We start from the raw sequence: 19,482 nt of genomic DNA on the forward strand, positions 1-19,482 counted from the left end.
GAACAACCGGCCAAGCTCGCCGCCGGCAACGATGACACCGAGGTCGAGGATTCGCAGTCCCTCGAAGGGCCGCTGGTGAACCAAAGCGTCCTCGACGGTAGCCGGGCCGGATCGTGCTGTGGCCCATGATGGTTCGTCGGCGCCCTCTGGCGGTGCGGTGCGCTGGAAACCGGCACGGTGGCCGTCGACCACGAACGGCCCCACGGGCACGGTGACGCATGCGCCATTCACGATTTCCGCATCGGTCAATGCGCCGACGGCGTGAAAATGTTCAGATGTCAACGCTTCGGCCGGCGTGAGCACGGCCGCAATCGGGACGCCGCGCGCTTGCCCGTCGGCCACCAAGGCTGCCATTGTCTGCGGGGCGAAAAGTTCGGCGATGATGGCGTTGAGTTCGCGTGATGCTCCATAGCGCGCCGCGATCGTGTCGTAGCGCGGGTCGGCGAACTGCTCGGGCTCACCAAGCCATGCCCTCATACCGCGCCATTGGCGTGCCGACAGCAGACAGATCCGGACGTAACCGTCCTTGCAACCAAAGATCGGATATATGTGCTGATTTCGCGGTCGGCCCCGCCATAGTTCGTTGGACCGCTTCTGCCCGACGGCGGCCTGACCCTCGGATCCGAACGGCGGGTCGAGGGACTGCACAACCGCCTCGAATCGGGAGAAGTCGATGTAATCACCTGTGCCGGAACGTAACCGGTGGTAGTAGGCAGCCAGCGCCGCCCACGCGGCCTGCACGGCGGCGGTCGTCGACGCCACGCCGTTTGGTGGCAAGACGGGTTTCCCGGATGCCGGGCCTGTCCGCGACAATGCGGTCGACATGGCATACAGCACCGGGTCGGTGGCGTGCCGCGTCGCGTAGGGCCCCGCTGCGCCGAAATCGGTGACCGACAACCCGACAAGGTGGCCGAACCGCGCGGCCAGTGCCTCACATGAGGTCCCGAACGTGGCCGTCCCACCGGCGCTGTCGACCAGGATGTCGGCGGTGGCGGCAAGCTCGAGCAACCGTTCGCGGTCGGCGGGCCGAGCCGGATCGAGTACTGCGCTGCGCTTGTTCGCGTTCTGCACCGCGAACGCGATGCTGGCGCCGTCCAGGCTCGGCAGAGCACGGCGGGCCACGCTGCCGCCAGGAGGTTCGATCTTCAACACGTCGGCGCCGAGATCGGCGAACAATCGGCTCACGCCGTCGGAGTCGGCGCCGCCGGCGTCCAGCACGCGAAGTGACGCAAGCAGCCCGCTCACCGCGCCAGCAGCCGTTCCACCCACTCCAGTTGGGCGTCGGTCCCGGTCACCACATAGATGAAGTCGACGAACGCGTCGGGATAACCGTTGTCGGCCAGCGACCGCACCGCTTCGGCGACCTGATCGACCGATGCGCCTTCGGCGACATTGATCCGGACGTAGGTACCGATGGCCGACGGATCCCGGCCCGCGTCGCGCGCGGCCTCGTCGATCAGTCCTCGTTGCCAGTTCAGTGCCTCGAGGTGGACTCCGCCCGGCACCTGCACCCCAGCCATCCAGCCGTCGGCGCGCGTTCCGACCCGCTTCAACCCCGGCGGCGTGAATGCCCCGAGGTAGATGGGCGGCCGTGGCCGCTGGACCGGCTTGAGGTCAATCCATGATTGCGGGATCGACCAGCGTGTGCCCTGATGCTCTACCGGGCTCGCGGTCCACAGCGCTTCGAGCGCATCCAACAGCTCCTCGAGTTGTGCACCACGCCGGGCGAACGGCGCGCCTGCTGCCTGATACTCGTCCGGCGACCAGCCGATACCGAACCCAGGCAGCAGACGTCCGTTGCTGACCACGTCGATACTGGTGAGCTGGCGCGCCAACTGGGCCGGTGGATACCACGGCGCGACGAAGACACTGCTGCCCAGCCGCACCCTGGACGTCGCCGCGGCGGCGACGGCCAGCGCGATGAACGGGTCGAGGCTGGCGCGAAACTGCTCGGGAATCGTGTCGCCGCCGGCGTAGCCCACCGTCGGATTCACGGCGGCCAACAGCCTGTCCCCGACCCATAGGCTGTCGGCGCCGAGTTGTTCTGCTGTCGATGCGAAGTGCGCAACGTCGTCGTGAGCGGACGCACCGAACTGCGGCACCGCGAATCCCAGCACGACCGCAAGGCTAGTGCTTCGGCCTCTGACGATTGGGGTACTGGGTCCTCAGCCACTGTTCACCTGTCGAGACGATGATGATCTAGATGACCGCTCAGGCTCTCTCCCCGACCCTGTCCCGCGACGAACTCGAGTTGATCGACGCCTACTGGCGCGCCGCGAATTATCTGTCCGTCGGCCAGATCTACCTTTTGGACAACCCGCTGCTGCGGGAACCGCTGGCGGCCGAGCACATCAAACCCCGACTGCTCGGCCACTGGGGCACCACGCCCGGCCTCACCCTCCTCTACGCGCATCTGAACCGCGTCATCCGTGACCGCGACGTCAACGCCATCTACATCACCGGTCCCGGTCACGGCGGGCCCGGTTTGGTGGCGAACGCGTATCTGGAAGGCACCTACAGCGAGATCTATACCGGCATCGCCCAAGATGCTGAGGGGATGCGAAAGCTGTTCCGCCAGTTCTCTTTTCCAGGCGGTATTCCCAGCCACGTCGCCGCCGAGACGCCGGGGTCCATCCACGAGGGCGGCGAGCTCGGCTATGCGCTGGTGCACGCCTACGGCGCGGCCTACGACAACCCCGATCTGGTTGTCGCGTGTGTGATCGGTGACGGGGAGGCTGAGACCGGGCCGCTCGCGGCGAGTTGGCATTCCAACAAGTTCCTCAACCCTGTCACCGACGGCGCGGTGTTGCCGATTCTGCATCTCAACGGCTACAAGATCGCCAACCCGACAGTGTTGGCGCGCATCCCGGCAGACGAGCTCGAGTCGCTGTTCTACGGCTACGGCTACCGGCCGATCACCGTCGCGGGTGATGACCCTGCCAATGTGCACCAGCAGCTGGCCACCGCCTTCGACGAGGCATTCGACCAGATCGGCGCGATCCAGCGGGCGGCACGGCTCGACGGCGAAAAGGGCAGACCGCTGTGGCCGATGATCATCATGAAGACGCCGAAGGGCTGGACCGGGCCCAAGGAAGTCGACGGCAAAAAGGTCGAGGACACCTGGCGGTCGCATCAGGTTCCGTTGTCCGAGACGCACACCAACCCCGAGCACATGGCCCAGCTCGAGACATGGCTGCGCAGCTACGCGCCACAGGAACTGTTCGACGACAGCGGCGCACTGCGCCCTGAGCTGAGGGAGCTCGCGCCCACCGGGGACCGCCGGATGAGCGCCAACCCACACGCCAACGGCGGCCTGCTGCTGCGTGATCTGGACCTGCCGCCGTTCCCCGATTACGCGGTGGCAGTGGACAAGCCCGCGACCGACACCGCAGAGGCCACCAAGGTGCTCGGCACGTTCCTGCGCGACGTGATCAGGCGCAACCCCGACAGGTTCCGGCTGATGGGACCCGACGAAACCGCGTCGAATCGGCTGTCGCCGGTTTTCGAGGCCACCGACAAGGCGTGGCTGGCGGAAACCCTTCCAGACGACGAGCACCTCGGCCCCGAGGGCCGGGTGATGGAGGTGCTTTCCGAGCACCTGTGCCAGGGCTGGCTCGAGGGGTATCTGCTGACCGGGCGCCACGGACTGTTCAACTGCTACGAGGCGTTCGTGCACATCGTGGACTCGATGCTCAACCAGCACGCCAAGTGGTTGTCCAGCAGCTCGCACCTGCCGTGGCGGCGGCCGATCGCGTCGCTCAATTACCTTCTGACATCCCATGTTTGGCGTCAGGACCACAACGGCGCGTCGCATCAGGACCCCGGATTCATCGACCACGTCGCCAATAAGCGGCCCGAGGTGGTGCGGGTGTATCTGCCGCCGGACGCCAACACGCTGCTGTCCGTCGCCGACCATTGCCTGCGCAGCAGGCAATACGTCAACGTGATCGTGGCAGGTAAGCAGCCCGCGCTGACTTATCTGGACATGGACGACGCGATCGCGCACTGCGCCCGCGGCGTTGGCATCTGGGACTGGGCGAGCAACGCGACCGGTGAGCCCGACGTCGTGCTGGCCTGCGCCGGCGACATCCCGACGCTGGAGACGCTGGCCGCGGCCGACATCCTGCGGCGTGAGCTGCCCGATCTGGCGGTACGGGTGATCAACGTCGTCGACATCATGCGGCTACAGCCCGACACCGAACACCCGCACGGGCTCTCCGACCACGAGTTCGACGCGCTGTTCACCACTGACACTCCGGTCATCTTCGCCTACCACGGCTATCCGTGGCTGATTCACCGGCTGACCTATCGCCGGACCAATCACGGGCAGCTGCATGTGCGCGGGTTCAAGGAGCGCGGCACGACGACGACGCCGTTCGACATGGTGATGCTCAACGACCTGGACCGGTTCCATCTCGTCCTCGACGTCATCGACAGGGTGGACGGGCTGGCCAACCGGGCCGCGCTGCTGCGACAGCGCATGCTCGACGCCCGGTTGGCGGCCCGGCGCTACACCCGCGAACACGGCGAGGATGACCCGGCGATCTCGGGCTGGACGTGGGACTTCGGGTACGTTTCGGCAAAGAAGGGGTGATACCCGCCACACGTATACTTGGGTGCAATGTCTGACTTGGCGGTGGCCCCGCAACCCCACCCGCTGGTCGAGCAACTTTCCGCGCTGCACCACTTCCGTATCTACGCCGACATCGCCGTGGTGGTGGTCGTGCTGGCGCTGACCAACCTCATCGCGCATTTCACGACCCCATGGGCGAGCATTGCGACCGTGCCGGCCGCTGCGGTCGGGTTGCTGCTGCTGGTGCGGTCCCGCGGCCTTGGCTGGGCCGAGCTCGGGCTTGGCCGCGAGCACTGGCGATCCGGTGCCGGCTATGCGCTGGCCGCGGTCGCACTGGTGATGACGGTGATCGCGATCGGCGCGCTGCTGCCGTGGACGCGGCCGATGTTCATGAACAACAACTACGCGACCATCTCCGGAGCGTTGATCGCGTCGATGATCGTCATTCCACTTCAAACGGTGATTCCCGAGGAGTTGGCTTTCCGCGGCGTGCTCCACGGCGCGCTGAACCGCGCGTGGGGGTTCCGCGGCGTGGCCGCGGCGGGATCGCTGCTGTTCGGACTGTGGCACATCGCCACGTCGTTCGGCCTCACCAGCAGCAATGTCGGCTTTACCCGGCTGTTCGGCGGCGGCCTACTTGGCACCATCGCCGGGGTCGTGCTGGCGGTAGCGGCCACCGCAGCGGCCGGGTTCGTCTTCACGTGGCTGCGCCGACGCAGCGGGAGCCTGCTGGCCCCGATCGCGCTGCACTGGTCACTCAACGGCCTTGGCGCGCTCGCCGCCGCGCTGGTGTGGCACCTGTCAACTTGATGGATCAGCCGGACGCCTCGCGCTGGCGAGCGCGAAAATCGCGGTTTTTCAGCCGGTTGCCACAGACGGCCATCGTGCACCAAGCGCCACCTCGGTTTCGCGACTGATCGTAGAAGGCCCATCGGCAGTCGTCGTTCGCACAAGCCTTCAGACGCGACCAGCTGCCGTCGCGCTGTGCGTCCCGGATGATCAGCAGAAGGCCGCCCAACCGGGCGCGCAGGGAGTCCCCATTCGCGCTCAGCAGCACCTCACCGTCGTCGCTAAGTTCTGCGACGGCCGAGCCGCCTACGGCGACCTGCCGTAGTACCGCGAGGTCGTCTGGACTGGGGGCCGGTCCGCCGGCGTTGTGGATGAGCAAGGCGCGCAGCGCCTCTCGCACATCACGCACGAAAGCCAGATCGGATGCGTCCAGTGGGACGTTCGCACCGATCAGCCCGTTGGCGATCAGCCACGGAAGGGCATCGTCGGGCTCCGCCAGACGGTCCTGCCCGATCTCGAGGTCGATGGTGTTGACCAGCGACTGAATGCGGTCGAGCGGGGCGGGCGCCGGCCTCTCCTCGTCGTCGCCGGTCCATTGCCCTGGCGCTCTTGTCATGCGGCCAGTGTATTCCCGCGTGACCGGCTAATCAACTTGACTGGTCATGCATGACCGGTGTAGCGTCTTTGGTGGTCATAAGTTCAATGTAGATGCCAGGCAAGAGGTAGAGAACATGCCGAACAACAAGATTTCGCCGGATCTTCTTTCCACGGCCCCCGGCGTGCCCCGCCGCGAGGTGGCTTCGCGGGCACCCCTGACGGCACGGCTGACCGCGCGCCTGCGCGCCGGCCACCTCGACCGTCAGCTCGCGGTCGGAGTTCCGGCTCCCGAAGGAAGCGCACTAGCCGTTCATCAGACGCGGTTGACGTCGGGAAACGAACGCGAAGCGATCGCCAGAGCGCTGCGCCGTACCGTGCGCGACGCCCGATCGGGTGTCAACCCGCTGACCTCCCGGGTGCCAGTGCATCCGACGAACATCACCGAGGCCGAGGACATCATCGACAAGGTCACGCTGCGGCTGCATGCACCGCAGCCAGTGAGCGCACGCGGGATGGCGCGGCTGCGCGTGCTGCTGGCCGACGGCTGCGGCCCGATGTACCGCTTCGGCCAGGGTGACCTCAAGGGCCGGCTCGGCGCCGCGCTCGCCGCGCTGTAGACAGCTAGACCAGCAGCACGGCTGCGCCGGCGATGCGTCCCCCGGCGAGATCGCTCAGCGCCTCGTCGGCGCGGGTGAGCGGATACTGCGGGCTCGTCACCTCGATGCGATGCCGGCCTGCGAAGGCCAGGAACTCGCGAGCGTCGGTGCGGGTATTCGACGTCACCGACCGCACCTGGCGTTCCTGAAAGAGGTGGCGCTGATAGTTCAGCGCGGGGATGTCGCTGAGATGGATGCCCGCGATGGCCAGGGTGCCGCCGCGGTCCAGCGCTTCAAGGGCGGGCAGCACCAGATCGCCGACCGGTGCGAACAGGATCGCTGAATCGAGGGCCACCGGTGGACGGTCGCGCGCACCCTGAGCCGATGCCGCGCCGAGTGACAACGCAAGCTCTCGAGCCTGCTCGCCCCGGGTCATCACGTGTACCTCTGCGCCCTGCGCCAGCGCCACCTGTGCGGTGAGATGCGCGCTGCCGCCGAACCCGTAGATTCCCAGCCGCCCACCGGCGGGCAGGTCGGCGCACAGCAGCGAACGGTAGCCGATGATGCCAGCGCACAACAGCGGAGCCAGTTCCGCGTCGGAGTAACCCGTGGGCAGGTGGTGCGCGAAAGCAGCTGGGACGGTTGCGAATTCGGCGTAGCCGCCGTCGGCGTCCCAGCCGGTGTATCGGGATTCTGGGCAGAGGTTCTCCTGGCCCCTTACACAGAACTTGCACTGCCCACAGGTGTGCCGCAGCCATGCGATGCCCACTCGGTCCCCGACCGCGAACTCGTCGCCCGCGTCGGGTCCCGTCGGCGGACCAATTTCTGGGCCGGTTTCGATAACCTCCCCGACCACCTCGTGGCCGGGAATGACACCGCGCCGATGTACAGGCAGGTCACCCTCGGCCACGTGAAGGTCTGTGCGGCACACGCCGCATGTGTGCACGGCAACAAGAAGTTCGCCGATTCCAGGCCGCGGAACGTCGACGGTGAGGCGCTCCAATGGCTGGGTGCTCATCGGCCCCGGCCGACGGACGCGCCACGCAATCATGGTTGGGGTGGCGCTCACCCAGGCAGGCTACGTCTTCTTCTTGCGCACCAGACCAACGACCCACAGAAGGAGGACAGCGCCAAGAAGCGACGCGAAGAAGGTGAAGATACGCCGTCCTTCTTCGACATTGACGTTCAGCCAGTGGAGGAGCCCACCGCCGATGAATCCACCGAGGACCCCAATGACGATATTCATCAGAATGCCGGAGCCGCTACCTTTCACGATCTTTCCGGCGATCCACCCAGCGATAGCTCCGATGATGATGTAGCTGAACCAACTCACAGCGGTCGGCGGAGACAGAGCCAGATACTGCGTAGTCGCAATCATGTCCATCCGTGTCTCCCGTCGGTGGCCGCGTCCAGCGCAGCCGCTGGATCCCTCCCTCACGTATACAGGCCCCGGGTAACAAATGGGTCCCCACTGGGGCATCAGCGCAGGAAACTGGGAGCCGTAGGAAGCCTGTTCATTTGGTTTCTACGCGATCGTCAACTCACTGAATTCGGTGATCAGCGAGGAGTAAAATTCGCAGGTCGGGCTCCTGGGAACAATCTGAGGGGAGAGCCTGCAATGAGGAAAATAATTCATCGCTTCGCAATTGTCTCCGCGGTCGCACTCACGCCGCTTGCGTTCGTGACACTGATGTCGTCCGGGGTGAGTACCGCTGCCGAGTGCGGCGCGGGGACCGTCTTCGATCCGGGTTCGAACTCCTGCGTGGCGGCACCGCTGCCGCCGCCACCTCCGCCGCCCCCGGCGTGGAACGGTGACATCACGCCGTATTTCGGCGTGGGAGTATGCGTGCCCATTCCTGTTCCGTTCGCACCGTCGGTGTGCGCCGGCATCTGACCTCGATCTCGCATCGACGGCGCGGCATCCATCGCGGATCGGTTCGGGCGATCGGGCATCAGTCGCAATGCCGCGGTGACGACTGCGGGCATTGCTGACGACTCGGAGCGACGCCGAAATCGTTCAACCACAACGGTTTCGGTTCGGCGACGGCGCCATCTGCCGGCCAACCGATAGACCGATGCGGCCCATCATGAACCAGCACCCAACGGCTGGACAGACGGACGTCCGTCAGGCGGGCGGCACCATTCCCGGCGCGTTCTCCGGTGCGACCGGTACCGGCACGCCGACTGCGGGCCGCGGCGGTGGCGCGTTCGGATCCGGCGGGGGTGCATTGGGATCCGGCGGGGGCGGCGGGGCGTTCGGGTCCGGCGGCGGTGGCGGCGGTGGCGGCGCCCATGGCCGGATGGACTGCGCGAGCGTCACAGCTTCGCCCTTGGGCACCGGGTTGGTCGCCGTCCCGAGCCAGACGACGAACCACCGCTCGGGCGTGCGCTGGCCGCGCGGTGTACCCGCAGGTGTGGGTTCCCCGATCACGCCGGCCCAGATCTGGCCGTTGGGCTTGCTGGCATCGGTGAACTTCACCTCGTAATACGACGCGACGCCCGACATTCCGTTGGCGTTCAGTGGCACGGTCTCCTGGTTGACCCGGGTGCCGGGGAACGGCATGAAGAACTCGCCCATATCGGACGACAGCCGTTGGGCGGCCTTGGTGTTGTCGGCCTCCGCGCCGGCGAACAGCTTGAGGTCGAGGCGGCCGAGCAGAACGCTGGTGTCGTTCGGCGGCTGGGCACCTTCCGGCGGGATCTTCGTCAACAACGCCTGGCCGTACGACAGCTGAGTGGCGTCGGAAACTTTCCAGCCCGCAGGCACCACGTAGCTGAGCCCGCCGGCGGCGTTGTCGACCCGACCCGGTTCGGGCGCCGGAGGCGGAGGTGGCGCATTCGGGTCAGCCGGCGGCGGAGGTGGCGCGTTGGGATCAACCGGCGGGGGCGGCGGCAAAGGCGCCCCGGGAGGCGGGGGCGGCGGAGCCGGCGCGCCCGGAGGCGGAGGCGGCCCCTGCAAGAACGTGTTGCCCGACGGCGGTGGCGGCGGTGGCGGCGTGGGCTCGGGCTGGGCGTGCGCCAACGTGGGTAGCGCGAGCGCCACCACGGTGGCCCCGGTCAGCGCCGCGATCGCCAGCGTCTGCGGGAGGCCCTTGCGGTGTTCAGATGACGCGTCCGGCTGGTCCATGTGGAAGAAACTACCGTGTTACCGCCGTGACGCAAGTGCGAGTTGCTCAAAAAGTGCTCAACTGTGAGATTGCTGTAAGTTATGAACCCGGTGGCCAGTGCCATTTGAGACGATTGCTGACAGGAAGAGGTCCCCGCGCGTTGCGCGAGGTGATCGACTATGTCCATCCGAGGGTTTAACTGGGCTCTTCAGACCGTTGATCGTGACGACGGGGGCCGTCGTTACGGGCTCGGATGGATGGTCACCTCCTGCGCTTTGACCGAGAAGTAGACCCGATCGCCGGGCGCCAGCCGCATCTCGGCGGCCGAGTCCGTGGTGATGTCTGCGGCCAACCCCGGCGCACCGTCAGGTTGGGGGTCAGCGCGCACGCGGATCGCGGACCCACGGCTGTCCAGCTCGCCCACCGTCACCTCGAAGGTGTTGCGCGGGCTGCCGTGCGGCTCGTCGCGGTACACGGCGACGGCGGACGGGGTGAACACCGCCACCGCAGGTTCGCCGGCCACCACGTCGGATCCTGGATTGCCATGCCATGCCGTACCCCACTCGGTGGTGAGCGCACCGATGCCATCCGCGATGCCGCCGACCAGATTCACTCCAGCAAACCGTGCGCCGAACCTGCTGCGTGGGGTCGCCAATATTGTTGCGGTCGAACCGCTTTCAGCGATCCGTCCGGATTCCAGAATCAGGACGCGGTCGGCGAGCGTGACTACATCCAACAAGTCGTGGGTGATCAGGACCGCTGAGCGGCCGTCGCGGGCCAGCACCCTTCGCAGCACCTTGCGCATCGCGGTGGCTGCCGCGACGTCGAGCCCGGACAGCGGCTCATCAAGCAGCAAGACGTCGGGTTCGGCGGCCAGCGCGCGAGCCAGCGCGACTCGCTGGGCCTGCCCGCCCGAGAGCTGCCGTGGCATCCGGTCGGCGAGATCTGCCGCGTCGACCTCCACCAGCCACTGCGCCGCTATCGCACGCGAACTGCGCGGTGCGAACGCCACATTTGCGGCGACGTTCAAGTGCGGAAACAGCAGCGGGTCCTGCATGAGCAGCCCGACGCGGCGATCATGAGTGGCCACGTGCACACCCGTCGCCGTGTCCGTCAGCACCCGGTCCCCCACCAGCACGACGCCGCTGTTCGGCCGCACCAATCCGGCGATCACGTGCAGTGCGGTCGACTTGCCCGCGCCGTTGGGTCCAAGAACGGCCAGCACTTCGCCTGCGGCGACATCGAATTCGACGTCCACGTCGCGACTTTCGACAACTGCCCTAAGCCGCACGTCGGTCATCGCGGGTCACCAGGCATTGGTGCCCCCGGCTCGCAGCCACCTGCTGCCCACTCCGAGCACCACGACGGCGGCAACCGCAACGAGTAAGAGCGACAAGGCAACTGCCGCGTCGGCGTCGCTCTCCCGCTGCAAGTAGATCTCCAGCGGGAGCGTTCGCGTGACACCCTCTCGGGAACCGGCGAAGGTAAGGGTGGCGCCGAATTCACCAAGCGATCGGGCGAACGCGAGCACAGCGCCCGATACTAGGCCCGGTGCCAGCAGCGGCAGCGAAACGCGCCACCACACGGTTGTCGGCCGGGCCCCGAGCGTCGCCGCGACCACTTCGTAATCGGTGCCCACTGTTCGCGCGGTGCCCTCCAGCGCGATGACCAGAAAGGGCAGCGACACAAAGGTCTGCGCGAGCACCACGGCCGTGGTGGTGAACGCGATCTGGATGCCGGCCGCCTCCAGGTACTCGCCGATGAGGCCGAGCCGGCCAAACGCGTAGAGCAAGGCGATGCCGCCGACCACCGGCGGAAGTACGAGAGGCAGCAGAATGACCGGCCGGGCCATTCGCACCAGCCGGCTGTCGCTGCGCGCCAGCACCAAGGCCATCGGCACACCGAGCAACAGGCACAGCACCGTGCTGGCGCCCGCGGTCTTCAGGCTCAACACCAGCGCGGTGACCGATGACTGGGTGGTGATCAGCGACCAGAACTGCGGCCAGTCGACCTTGGCGGCCACGGCGACCAGCGGTAGCAACACGAACAGCGCCCCGACCGCGGCGGGGAGATATATCCACCTGGGCAGGCCCGCCGACGTGGTCAAGGCTTACCGAAACCGGCCTGGCCGAGGATGTTCTGGCCGGTTTCTCCGGTGACGAAGTCGACGAACTTCTGCGCGAGGCCTGCGTCCGAAGCGTTCTTGAGCACAGCGACCGGATAGGTGTTGACCGCGTCGTCGGCCTCGGCGAACTTGACCGTCGTGACACGGTCGCCGGCCGCAAGGGCGTCGGTGACGTATACAAGTCCGGCGTCGGCCTGCCCGCTGGTCACCTTGTTGAGCACGTCGGTGACCGACGATTCCTCGCTGACCGGGTCGAGCCGGACGCCGGTGGCGTCCTCGATGCGCTTGGTGGCGGCGCCGCAGGGCACCTGCGGTGCGCACATCACGACGCTCACACCCGGCCGGTTCAGATCGGCGAAGCCGGCCACCTTCTTCGGGTTGTCCGGCGCGACGGCGATGGCGAGCGTGTTCGACGCGAAGTTGACCGGGTCACCCGCCAGCAGGCCGGCGTCGGCGGCCTTGTCCATGTTCGTAGCGTCGGCCGACGCGAAGACGTCGGCGGTGGCGCCTTGGGTCAGCTGCGTGACGAGGTCGGAGGACCCGGCAAAGCTGAACTCGATTGAGCTGCCAGGGTTCTGGGTCTTGAACTGAGCACCGATCTCGGTGAACGACTTCGTCAGAGACGCCGCGGCGAAAACGACGACCGTGGGACCGGCGAGCGACGAGCCGCAGCCCGAAAGCGTGGCCACCAGCATGGTCGCCAGCGCAACGGCAGGCACCGCGGTGGGCTTCACGAGCCAAACATTAGGACACTCGCGCAAATACCGTCCGGACACGCCCGCGCGCCCGCTTTTGCCCGCTAGCTACTGTCCAGTAACATTGCGCACACTCGCTGGGGTTCAGCGTTGAACACGGAGGAGGTCCTTGATGGACGTGCTGGTTACCGGCGGCGACACCGATCTGGGACGCACGATCGCGGAAGGCTTCCGCGACGCCGGCCACAAGGTCGTTATCGCAGGCGCCCGCCGCGACGATCTCGAAGTAGCCGCCAAGGAACTCGACGTCGACGCGATCGTCTTTGACAACACCGACGCCGTCAGCCTCGAACAGGCCCGCGGCCAGTTCCCCCACCACCTCGACACCATCATCAACGTGCCGGCTCCCCGCTGGGATGCGAAGGACCCACGCACCTTCTCGTTGTCGGATCTAGCCGCCGCGTGGCGCAACGCGCTGGACTCGACCGTGCTGGCCGCTGTGCTGACCGTGCAGATCGTCGGCGACCACCTGCGCTCGGGGGGTTCGATCGTCAACGTCGTTCCCGAGAACCCGCGTGAGGGCAGCGCCGAGGCCGCGATCAAGGCCGCGGTCTCCGACTGGACCGCCGGCCAAGCTGTGCGGTTCGGCGCCCGCGGGATCACCGTCAACGCGGTCGCGTCGGGCCGCAGCGCGGAGCCCGGCTACGAAGGGCTCTCCCACACCCCGCCGCCGGTGGCCGCCGAGATCGCTCGACTCGCGCTGTTCCTGACCACGCCGGCCGCCCGGCACATCACCGGACAGACGCTGCACGTCAGCCAGGGTGCACTGGCCAACTTCGGCTAGATCACTAATGTCGATGGGGTGACGATTCGACTCGGTCTTCAGATCCCCAATTTCTCCTACGGCACCGGCGTACCCGAACTGTTCCCGACGGTCATCGCGCAGGCGCGCGAAGCCGAGGCCGCCGGCTACGACTCGGTCTTCGTGATGGACCACTTCTACCAATTGCCAGGTCTGGGCACACCGGACCAGCCGATGCTCGAGGCCTACACCGCGCTAGGCGCTTTGGCGACGGCCACCGAGCGCGTGCAGCTGGGCACGCTCGTCACCGGCAACACCTACCGCAACCCCACACTGCTGGGCAAGGCCATCACCACGCTCGACGTCATCAGCCAGGGCCGCGCCATATTGGGCATCGGGACCGGCTGGTTCGAGCTCGAACACGACAGTCTCGGCTTCGAATTCGGCACCTTCACCGACCGCTTCAACAAGCTCGACGAGGCGCTGCAGATCATCATTCCGATGATCGAGGGCAAGCGGCCGACGTTCTCCGGCAAGTACTACCGCGCACAAGAGGCGATGGCCGAGCCGCGTTTCCGCGACCACATTCCGCTGATGATCGGCGGCAGCGGCGAGAAGAAGACGATTCCACTGGCCGTGCGCCATTTCGACCACCTCAACATCATCGCCGGGTTCGACGAGCTCGCCCGCAAGATCGAGGTGAAGAACCGGCTGTGCGAGGAGATCGGTCGCGATCCGGCCACGCTGGAGACCAGCATGCTGGTCATCGCGATCATCGACGAGAACGTCAGCGCCGATATGGTCCCCGACGACTTCAAGCAGCAGGCGGTTGTCGGCAGTGCCGATCAGGTGGCCGAACAGATCAAGACCAAGGTCATCGACGCCGGAGTCGACGGCGTCATCCTGAGCCCTGTGACGAGCCTGGGCGGTTATCACCCCGGCGGCATCACCGCCGTTGCTGAAGCGCTAAAGCCGCTTGTGAGCGCCTAATCCCGGCCCTGACGTGGGATATGCCACAGCAAACGATGCGACTTCACGGGGGTCCGACGACTACCGTGAAAGGTGAGAACTGCACGTGTAGGCCGTCGAGGAGCCCCAATGAGCCATCCCGGAGCCACTGCAACTGATCGGCACAAAGTCGTCATCATCGGTTCGGGCTTCGGCGGACTGACCGCAGCCAAGACCCTGCGGCGAGCCGATGTCGACATAAAGATGATCGCCAAGACCACGCACCACTTGTTTCAGCCGCTGCTGTATCAAGTGGCGACCGGCATCATCTCCTCGGGTGAGATCGCGCCGCCGACCCGGATGATTCTGCGCAAGCAGAAGAACGCCCAGGTGCTGCTCGGCGAGGCCACCCACGTCGACCTGGCGAATAAAACGGTGACGTCGGTCCTTCTGGGCCACACCTACGTCACCCCGTTCGACAGCCTGATCATCGCGGCGGGCGCCGGTCAGTCCTACTTCGGCAACGATCACTTCGCGGAGTGGGCGCCGGGCATGAAGTCGATCGACGACGCGCTGGAACTGCGTGCCCGCATCCTCGGCGCGTTTGAACAGGCCGAGCGGTCCAGCGACCCGGCCCGGCGTGAAAAGCTCCTCACGTTCACCGTCGTCGGCGCCGGCCCCACCGGCGTCGAGATGGCCGGGCAGATCGCCGAACTCGCCGACCACACGCTCAAAGGTGCGTTCCGGCATATCGATTCGACAACGGCGCGGGTGATCCTGCTCGACGCGGCGCCCGCGGTGCTGCCGCCGATGGGCGAAAAACTCGGCAAGAAGGCGCAGGCGCGGCTGGAGAAGATGGGTGTCGAGATCCAGCTCGGCGCGATGGTCACCGACGTGGACCGCAACGGCATCACCGTGAAGGACTCCGACGGCACCATCCGCCGCATCGAATCGGCGACCAAGGTGTGGTCGGCCGGTGTGTCGGCGAGCCCGTTGGGCCGCGACCTCGCCCAGCAGTGCGACGTGGAGATCGACAGGGCCGGCAGGGTCAAAGTCCTTCCCGATCTGTCCGTCCCAGGACACCCGAACGTGTTCGTCGTCGGCGACATGGCGGCGGTCGAGGGTGTGCCCGGCATGGCGCAGGGCGCCATCCAGGGCGGCAAGTACGCCGCGAAGGCCATCAAGGCCGAACTCAAGGGCGCCAATCCGCAAGAGCGCGAGCCGTTCCAGTACTTCGACAAGGGGTCGATGGCGACGGTGTCGCGCTTCTCAGCGGTCGCCAAGATCGGGCCGCTGGAGTTCGGCGGCTTCATCGCCTGGCTGGCCTGGCTGGTGCTGCACTTGGTGTATCTGGTCGGCTTCCGGCGCAAGATCACCACGCTGCTGTCCTGGACGGTGACGTTCCTGTCGACGGCACGAGGGAACCTCACCATCACCGAGCAGCAGGCCTACGCCCGCACCAGGATTGAAGAGCTCGAGGAGATCGCGGCGTCGGTGCAGGAAAACGAACGGGCCGCTTCTTAGAGCCTCTGGCCCTGCCAGGTCGACAGGCAGCCGCCGCCGGCCAGTGTCAGCGGAATCCCTGCCGTTTCGATATCGCTGTCGGGATAGTGCAATTCGCTGATGCACGCCAGCGGTGCGTCCAGCTCGTCATCGGCGAACGACCCGTTGCCAAGCTCGATGCGGTGCCGCAGCAGCGGCGAACCCTCGACGTCGGCGTGCAAGGATCCGGACCAGAAGCCTTGCCGCTCATCCGTTCTGCCGATCTGGATGCGCTCCCGCAGCCGGATGCGGCCGGAGTCGGCCAGCTGCAGCCGCGTCGTCGTGAGATGTCGTGCATTGGCCGCGACGACGGTGGGTTGGGGGTCGACATCGAGCTCGCCGGCCACCTCCAGCGTCCATATCGCATGCGACTCGAGTGTGGCCGAACCCGGCAGCGACACCGTGGCCGCGGCACTGCGCAGCCGTAGCCGCGCTCCTGGTTCGACGACTACACGCACACAGATGGCGTCGCCGCCGAGCGGGGTGGCCGCCGTCGACACGAGATGCACGGTGTCGGGTTCGGTTCGGCGCGCAGCAAGGCCGCCGGAGCATTGGATGCGGGGCTGCCGGTCAGTGCTGGCGACGATGAGGACGTCGGATCTCAATGCACCAGCACCCGCAGCTGCTCACGCACCCACGCCAGAACCGGGGTGGCGGCGGGATCATCGGTCAACGAGATCAACACCGTCGGACGGTCACCGCGCACCGCCGCGGCGTCGCGGCGCATCACCTCGAGGTCGGCGCCAACCAACGGTGCCAGGTCGGTCTTGTTGACCACCAACAGATCCGAGTAGGTCACGCCGGGTCCGCCCTTGCGCGGCACCTTGTCGCCACCTGCCACGTCGACAACGAAGATCTGCACGTCGACAAGGCCGGAGGAAAACGTGGCCGTCAGGTTGTCGCCCCCGGATTCCACCAAGATCAGGTCGAGCGTGTCATTGGCGGCGATGAGATCGTCGATGGCGTCCAGGTTGGCGGTGATGTCGTCGCGGATCGCCGTGTGCGGGCAGCCGCCGGTCTGTACCGCGGCGATGCGTTCGTCAGGCAGCACCGCGTGGCGGCGAAGGAAGTCGGCGTCCTCGGTGGTGTAGATGTCGTTGGTCAACACCGCCAGCGACAGTTCATCACGCAGTTGGCGGCACAGGGCCGCGACCAATGCCGTCTTGCCGGAGCCGACGGGCCCACCGACGCCGATGCGCAACGGCTCCCCCGGCTGCCTCGCGCGTTTCGGGCGTTCGACGTGCGAATGCGGCTGACCGTCGATGAAATGTGGTGGCATATCTAAACCTCAGGGCCTTTCACGAAATGAACAGAGGACGCTCGCGTTCGCTGTGGCGCTGGGCCAGCACGTCGAGCAGCGGATCGGACAGGTCTGCCAGTTCCTTGCCTGCTTCGGCGGCGGTCTGGTCGCACAGTGCGGACAGTTCGAACGTGACCACTGCGACGTCGGCAGGGTCGAGTGCCAGCAGCCGCTGAGCGGCGGTCGCGGAGCCGGTCATCGTCGTGTACACCACCGACAGCGCAGTGTGGTCGGGTGTCAGACCGCTCGCAGCGCCGACGGCCCCGGCCGCCACGGCGAAATGTGGTGTGGTGCCTAGCGATTCCCAGTCCCGGTTCGGCCAGACGCGGCGCGCGAGCCTGGCCAAACCGCGGCCTTGGGCGCGCGAGGCCTTACGGGCAGCGGGAGACGGTGTACGAGCGTCGGTTTCGCGGTCCGCCTCGAGCACCGACAGCGCGCCGGTGTGCACCGCGACGGCGACGGACGCTGTCACCAGTCCCTGGGTCCGGATCCGGCGCCGCAGGTACGCGCGCAGCGTTGCGATGTCTACGAGCAGCCCGCTTGTCACCGCCTCCTCGACGCCGCCGGAATGCACGTGCCCACCGGTCGGCAGCCGTGAGTCGGCCATCGTCAGCAGCGTCGCCAGGCTGGTCATCAGAAGAGGAAATATCGCTGTGCCATGGGCAATTCGGTTGCCGGCTGCTCCTGCCACACCTCGCCGTCGATGCGCACGGTGAATGTGTCGGGATCGACCTCGATGTGTGGAAGAGCGTCGTTGAGCGGCATGTCCGCCTTGCCGACCTTGCGGACGTCTTTCACCGCGACCAGACGCCGATTGACGGCGAGACGGTCGGCCAGTCCGTCCTCGACGGCCTGCGGGGAGACGAAATGCAAGGAGGTCGACGCGGCCGCTGCTGGCGCGGCGCCGAACATCGGCCGCGGGAGCACCGGCTGTGGCGTCGGGATCGAGGCGTTCGCGTCTCCCATTGCGGCCCAGGCGATCATGCCGCCCTTGAGCACGGCGTGCGGGCGCACCCCAAAGAATGCCGGCTCCCACAACACCAGATCGGCGAGCTTGCCGACCTCGACCGAACCGATTTCGTCGTCAAGTCCGTGGGCGATGGCCGGGCAGATGGTGTACTTCGCGACGTAGCGGCGGGCGCGGTTGTTGTCGGCGGCCCCATCACCCGGTAGCGCGCCGCGGCGGCGCTTCATTACGTGCGCGGTCTGCCAGGTGCGGATGACGACCTCGCCGATGCGCCCCATCGCCTGCGCGTCGCTGCCGATCATCGAGATCGCGCCGATGTCGTGCAGCAGATCCTCGGCGGCGATCGTCGAGGGCCGGATGCGGCTCTCGGCGAACGCGAGATCCTCTGGCACGCTGGGGTTTAGGTGATGACACACCATGAGCATGTCGAGGTGCTCGTCGAGTGTGTTCACTGTGTGCGGCCGTGTCGGGTTCGTCGAACTGGGCAGTATGTTCGCGTGCGACACCACGGTGATGATGTCGGGCGCATGCCCGCCGCCGGCTCCCTCGGTGTGATACGCGTGGATCGCGCGACCGTTGATCGCGGCGAGGGTGTCCTCGACGAAGCCCGCCTCGTTGAGGGTGTCCGAGTGCAGATTCACCTGCACGCCGGCCGAGTCGGCGACCGTCAGGCACGCGTCGATGGCCGCAGGGGTGGTGCCCCAGTCCTCGTGCAGCTTGAATCCCGCTGCGCCGCCGCGTAGTTGCTCCCACATCGATTTGGCGCTGACCGTGTTTCCCTTGCCCAGCAAGGCGATATTGAGCGGCCAGGAATCCAGCGACTCCAGCATCCGGGCCAGGTGCCAGGCGCCGGGCGTGACGGTGGTGGCCTTGCTGCCCTCGGCGGGTCCTGTGCCGCCGGCGACGATCGTGGTGATGCCGCCGCCCATGGCCTCCTCCATGATCTGCGGGCAGATCAGATGGACGTGGCAGTCGATGGCGCCCGCGGTGAGGATGCGGCCGTTGCCGGAGATGACCTCGGTCGATGGACCAACGACCAGATCCGGGTGCACGCCGGACATGATGTCGGGGTTGCCTGCTTTACCGATGGCGGTGATGCGACCGTCGCGAATGCCGATGTCGGCCTTGATGATTCCCCAGTGATCGATGATCACCGCGCCGGTGATGACGGTGTCGGGTGCGCCGTCGGCGCGGGTGGCCCGCGATTGACCCATCGATTCGCGCAGCACCTTGCCGCCGCCGAACACCGCCTCGTCGCCGGCCAGTCCTGGGCCGCCACTTCGGTCCTCGGTGATCTCGACGAACAGGTCGGTATCGGCCAGCCTGATCCGGTCGCCGGTCGTCGGCCCGAACAAGGCGGCGTAGCGGGCACGCGACAGCTGGGTCACGAGGCGTCCAGCCGTCCTGGCGGCGTGAGTGACAGCCCATACACCTCTCGAGT

General features: G+C 66.9%; 20 protein-coding genes. 7 read left to right on the top strand and 13 right to left on the bottom strand.

Going from position 1 to position 19,482, the window contains the following annotated elements:
• The coding region (locus tag VFH65_RS31645) for a CaiB/BaiF CoA transferase family protein (RefSeq protein ID WP_353327414.1) at window positions 1-1,245 on the bottom strand (1,245 nt) is incomplete at its 3' end.
• Complete coding sequence (locus VFH65_RS31650; protein WP_353327416.1) at window positions 1,242-2,117, bottom strand: TIGR03619 family F420-dependent LLM class oxidoreductase; 876 nt, start codon at window positions 2,115-2,117, stop codon at window positions 1,242-1,244. The genes VFH65_RS31650 and VFH65_RS31645, both read right to left, overlap by 4 nt.
• 86 nt (window positions 2,118-2,203) lie before the next feature.
• Between VFH65_RS31650 and VFH65_RS31655 the strand changes: the two genes are divergently transcribed.
• Together VFH65_RS31655 and VFH65_RS31660 are read left to right on the top strand one after the other, a co-directional pair.
• Window positions 2,204-4,594, top strand: coding sequence for a phosphoketolase family protein (locus VFH65_RS31655; RefSeq protein ID WP_353327417.1), 2,391 nt, complete (start codon window positions 2,204-2,206; stop codon window positions 4,592-4,594).
• Window positions 4,595-4,621: 27 nt separating this feature from the next.
• Entirely contained in the window at window positions 4,622-5,383 is a 762-nt protein-coding gene (locus tag VFH65_RS31660) for a CPBP family intramembrane glutamic endopeptidase (RefSeq protein ID WP_353327419.1), read from the top strand.
• Between the two features lie 4 nt (window positions 5,384-5,387).
• Here the strand turns inward: VFH65_RS31660 and VFH65_RS31665 are convergent, their stop codons facing one another.
• Window positions 5,388-5,978 carry a CGNR zinc finger domain-containing protein gene (locus VFH65_RS31665; protein ID WP_353327421.1) on the bottom strand — a complete coding sequence of 197 codons (591 nt, stop codon included), beginning with the start codon at window positions 5,976-5,978 and terminating at the stop codon, window positions 5,388-5,390.
• Between the two features lie 115 nt (window positions 5,979-6,093).
• On the opposite strand from VFH65_RS31665, the gene VFH65_RS31670 reads away from it, so the two are divergent.
• Complete coding sequence (locus VFH65_RS31670; RefSeq protein WP_353327423.1) at window positions 6,094-6,576, top strand: hypothetical protein; 483 nt, start codon at window positions 6,094-6,096, stop codon at window positions 6,574-6,576.
• Window positions 6,577-6,580: 4 nt separating this feature from the next.
• On the opposite strand, the gene VFH65_RS31675 is transcribed toward VFH65_RS31670, so the two are convergent.
• Window positions 6,581-7,606 (bottom strand): zinc-binding alcohol dehydrogenase family protein, encoded by a 1,026-nt coding sequence (locus tag VFH65_RS31675; RefSeq protein WP_353327445.1) that lies wholly within the window; start codon window positions 7,604-7,606, stop codon window positions 6,581-6,583.
• A gap of 27 nt (window positions 7,607-7,633) precedes the next feature.
• On the bottom strand, window positions 7,634-7,939 hold the full coding sequence (locus tag VFH65_RS31680; RefSeq protein ID WP_353327425.1) for a GlsB/YeaQ/YmgE family stress response membrane protein: 306 nt from the start codon (window positions 7,937-7,939) through the stop codon (window positions 7,634-7,636).
• Window positions 7,940-8,173: 234 nt separating this feature from the next.
• Between VFH65_RS31680 and VFH65_RS31685 the strand changes: the two genes are divergently transcribed.
• The gene (locus VFH65_RS31685; protein WP_353327426.1) at window positions 8,174-8,449 is read left to right on the top strand and encodes a hypothetical protein; all 276 of its coding nucleotides are present in this window, start codon (window positions 8,174-8,176) and stop codon (window positions 8,447-8,449) included.
• Window positions 8,450-8,680: 231 nt separating this feature from the next.
• Here the strand turns inward: VFH65_RS31685 and VFH65_RS31690 are convergent, their stop codons facing one another.
• The 4 genes from VFH65_RS31690 to modA form a co-directional block, all read right to left on the bottom strand.
• Complete coding sequence (locus VFH65_RS31690; RefSeq protein ID WP_353327428.1) at window positions 8,681-9,682, bottom strand: alanine and proline-rich secreted protein Apa; 1,002 nt, start codon at window positions 9,680-9,682, stop codon at window positions 8,681-8,683.
• 221 nt (window positions 9,683-9,903) lie between these two features.
• The gene (locus VFH65_RS31695; RefSeq protein WP_353327429.1) at window positions 9,904-10,962 is read right to left on the bottom strand and encodes a sulfate/molybdate ABC transporter ATP-binding protein; all 1,059 of its coding nucleotides are present in this window, start codon (window positions 10,960-10,962) and stop codon (window positions 9,904-9,906) included.
• 6 nt (window positions 10,963-10,968) lie between these two features.
• Window positions 10,969-11,769 (bottom strand): ABC transporter permease, encoded by an 801-nt coding sequence (locus VFH65_RS31700; RefSeq protein ID WP_353327431.1) that lies wholly within the window; start codon window positions 11,767-11,769, stop codon window positions 10,969-10,971.
• Window positions 11,766-12,482 (bottom strand): molybdate ABC transporter substrate-binding protein, encoded by a 717-nt coding sequence (gene modA, locus VFH65_RS31705; protein WP_353327447.1) that lies wholly within the window; start codon window positions 12,480-12,482, stop codon window positions 11,766-11,768. The genes VFH65_RS31700 and modA overlap by 4 nt, the downstream gene beginning before the upstream one ends.
• Window positions 12,483-12,654: 172 nt before the next feature.
• On the opposite strand from modA, the gene VFH65_RS31710 reads away from it, so the two are divergent.
• The 3 genes from VFH65_RS31710 (at window position 12,655) to VFH65_RS31720 (ending at window position 15,756) form a co-directional block, all read left to right on the top strand.
• Window positions 12,655-13,326, top strand: a complete 672-nt coding sequence (locus VFH65_RS31710; protein ID WP_353327433.1) for an SDR family oxidoreductase — start codon at window positions 12,655-12,657, stop codon at window positions 13,324-13,326.
• A gap of 18 nt (window positions 13,327-13,344) precedes the next feature.
• Window positions 13,345-14,274, top strand: coding sequence for an LLM class F420-dependent oxidoreductase (locus tag VFH65_RS31715; RefSeq protein ID WP_353327435.1), 930 nt, complete (start codon window positions 13,345-13,347; stop codon window positions 14,272-14,274).
• Between the two features lie 108 nt (window positions 14,275-14,382).
• The gene (locus VFH65_RS31720; RefSeq protein ID WP_353327437.1) at window positions 14,383-15,756 is read left to right on the top strand and encodes an NAD(P)/FAD-dependent oxidoreductase; all 1,374 of its coding nucleotides are present in this window, start codon (window positions 14,383-14,385) and stop codon (window positions 15,754-15,756) included.
• On the opposite strand, the gene VFH65_RS31725 is transcribed toward VFH65_RS31720, so the two are convergent.
• Genes VFH65_RS31725 through VFH65_RS31740 form a run of 4 tightly spaced genes read right to left on the bottom strand, consistent with a single transcriptional unit; the run spans window position 15,753 to window position 19,429 of the window.
• Window positions 15,753-16,379 carry an urease accessory protein UreD gene (locus VFH65_RS31725; RefSeq protein ID WP_353327439.1) on the bottom strand — a complete coding sequence of 209 codons (627 nt, stop codon included), beginning with the start codon at window positions 16,377-16,379 and terminating at the stop codon, window positions 15,753-15,755. The genes VFH65_RS31720 and VFH65_RS31725 overlap by 4 nt on opposite strands.
• Window positions 16,376-17,053 carry an urease accessory protein UreG gene (gene ureG, locus VFH65_RS31730; protein ID WP_353327441.1) on the bottom strand — a complete coding sequence of 226 codons (678 nt, stop codon included), beginning with the start codon at window positions 17,051-17,053 and terminating at the stop codon, window positions 16,376-16,378. Before ureG ends, VFH65_RS31725 begins: the two co-directional genes overlap by 4 nt.
• Window positions 17,054-17,072: 19 nt before the next feature.
• Window positions 17,073-17,708, bottom strand: a complete 636-nt coding sequence (locus VFH65_RS31735) for an urease accessory protein UreF (protein WP_353327443.1) — start codon at window positions 17,706-17,708, stop codon at window positions 17,073-17,075.
• Complete coding sequence (locus VFH65_RS31740; protein WP_353327448.1) at window positions 17,708-19,429, bottom strand: urease subunit alpha; 1,722 nt, start codon at window positions 19,427-19,429, stop codon at window positions 17,708-17,710. Before VFH65_RS31740 ends, VFH65_RS31735 begins: the two co-directional genes overlap by 1 nt.
• Window positions 19,430-19,482 lie beyond the last annotated feature (53 nt).

The sequence above is a fragment of the Mycobacterium sp. genome (assembly GCF_035697385.1).
Lineage (GTDB): Bacteria > Actinomycetota > Actinomycetes > Mycobacteriales > Mycobacteriaceae > Mycobacterium.

What these genes read in the sequence shown, in the direction of transcription:
- VFH65_RS31735 (WP_353327443.1), bottom strand. Translation starts at nt 17,708, where the DNA reads ATGACCAGCCTGGCGACGCTGCTGACGATGGCCGACTCACGGCTGCCG.
- VFH65_RS31660 (WP_353327419.1), top strand. Translation starts at nt 4,622, where the DNA reads ATGTCTGACTTGGCGGTGGCCCCGCAACCCCACCCGCTGGTCGAGCAA.
- VFH65_RS31685 (WP_353327426.1), top strand. Translation starts at nt 8,174, where the DNA reads ATGAGGAAAATAATTCATCGCTTCGCAATTGTCTCCGCGGTCGCACTC.
- VFH65_RS31675 (WP_353327445.1), bottom strand. Translation starts at nt 7,606, where the DNA reads ATGATTGCGTGGCGCGTCCGTCGGCCGGGGCCGATGAGCACCCAGCCA.
- VFH65_RS31720 (WP_353327437.1), top strand. Translation starts at nt 14,383, where the DNA reads ATGAGCCATCCCGGAGCCACTGCAACTGATCGGCACAAAGTCGTCATC.
- VFH65_RS31655 (WP_353327417.1), top strand. Translation starts at nt 2,204, where the DNA reads ATGACCGCTCAGGCTCTCTCCCCGACCCTGTCCCGCGACGAACTCGAG.
- VFH65_RS31690 (WP_353327428.1), bottom strand. Translation starts at nt 9,682, where the DNA reads ATGGACCAGCCGGACGCGTCATCTGAACACCGCAAGGGCCTCCCGCAG.
- VFH65_RS31665 (WP_353327421.1), bottom strand. Translation starts at nt 5,978, where the DNA reads ATGACAAGAGCGCCAGGGCAATGGACCGGCGACGACGAGGAGAGGCCG.
- VFH65_RS31680 (WP_353327425.1), bottom strand. Translation starts at nt 7,939, where the DNA reads ATGGACATGATTGCGACTACGCAGTATCTGGCTCTGTCTCCGCCGACC.
- modA (WP_353327447.1), bottom strand. Translation starts at nt 12,482, where the DNA reads ATGCTGGTGGCCACGCTTTCGGGCTGCGGCTCGTCGCTCGCCGGTCCC.
- VFH65_RS31710 (WP_353327433.1), top strand. Translation starts at nt 12,655, where the DNA reads ATGGACGTGCTGGTTACCGGCGGCGACACCGATCTGGGACGCACGATC.
- VFH65_RS31670 (WP_353327423.1), top strand. Translation starts at nt 6,094, where the DNA reads ATGCCGAACAACAAGATTTCGCCGGATCTTCTTTCCACGGCCCCCGGC.
- ureG (WP_353327441.1), bottom strand. Translation starts at nt 17,053, where the DNA reads ATGCCACCACATTTCATCGACGGTCAGCCGCATTCGCACGTCGAACGC.
- VFH65_RS31695 (WP_353327429.1), bottom strand. Translation starts at nt 10,962, where the DNA reads ATGACCGACGTGCGGCTTAGGGCAGTTGTCGAAAGTCGCGACGTGGAC.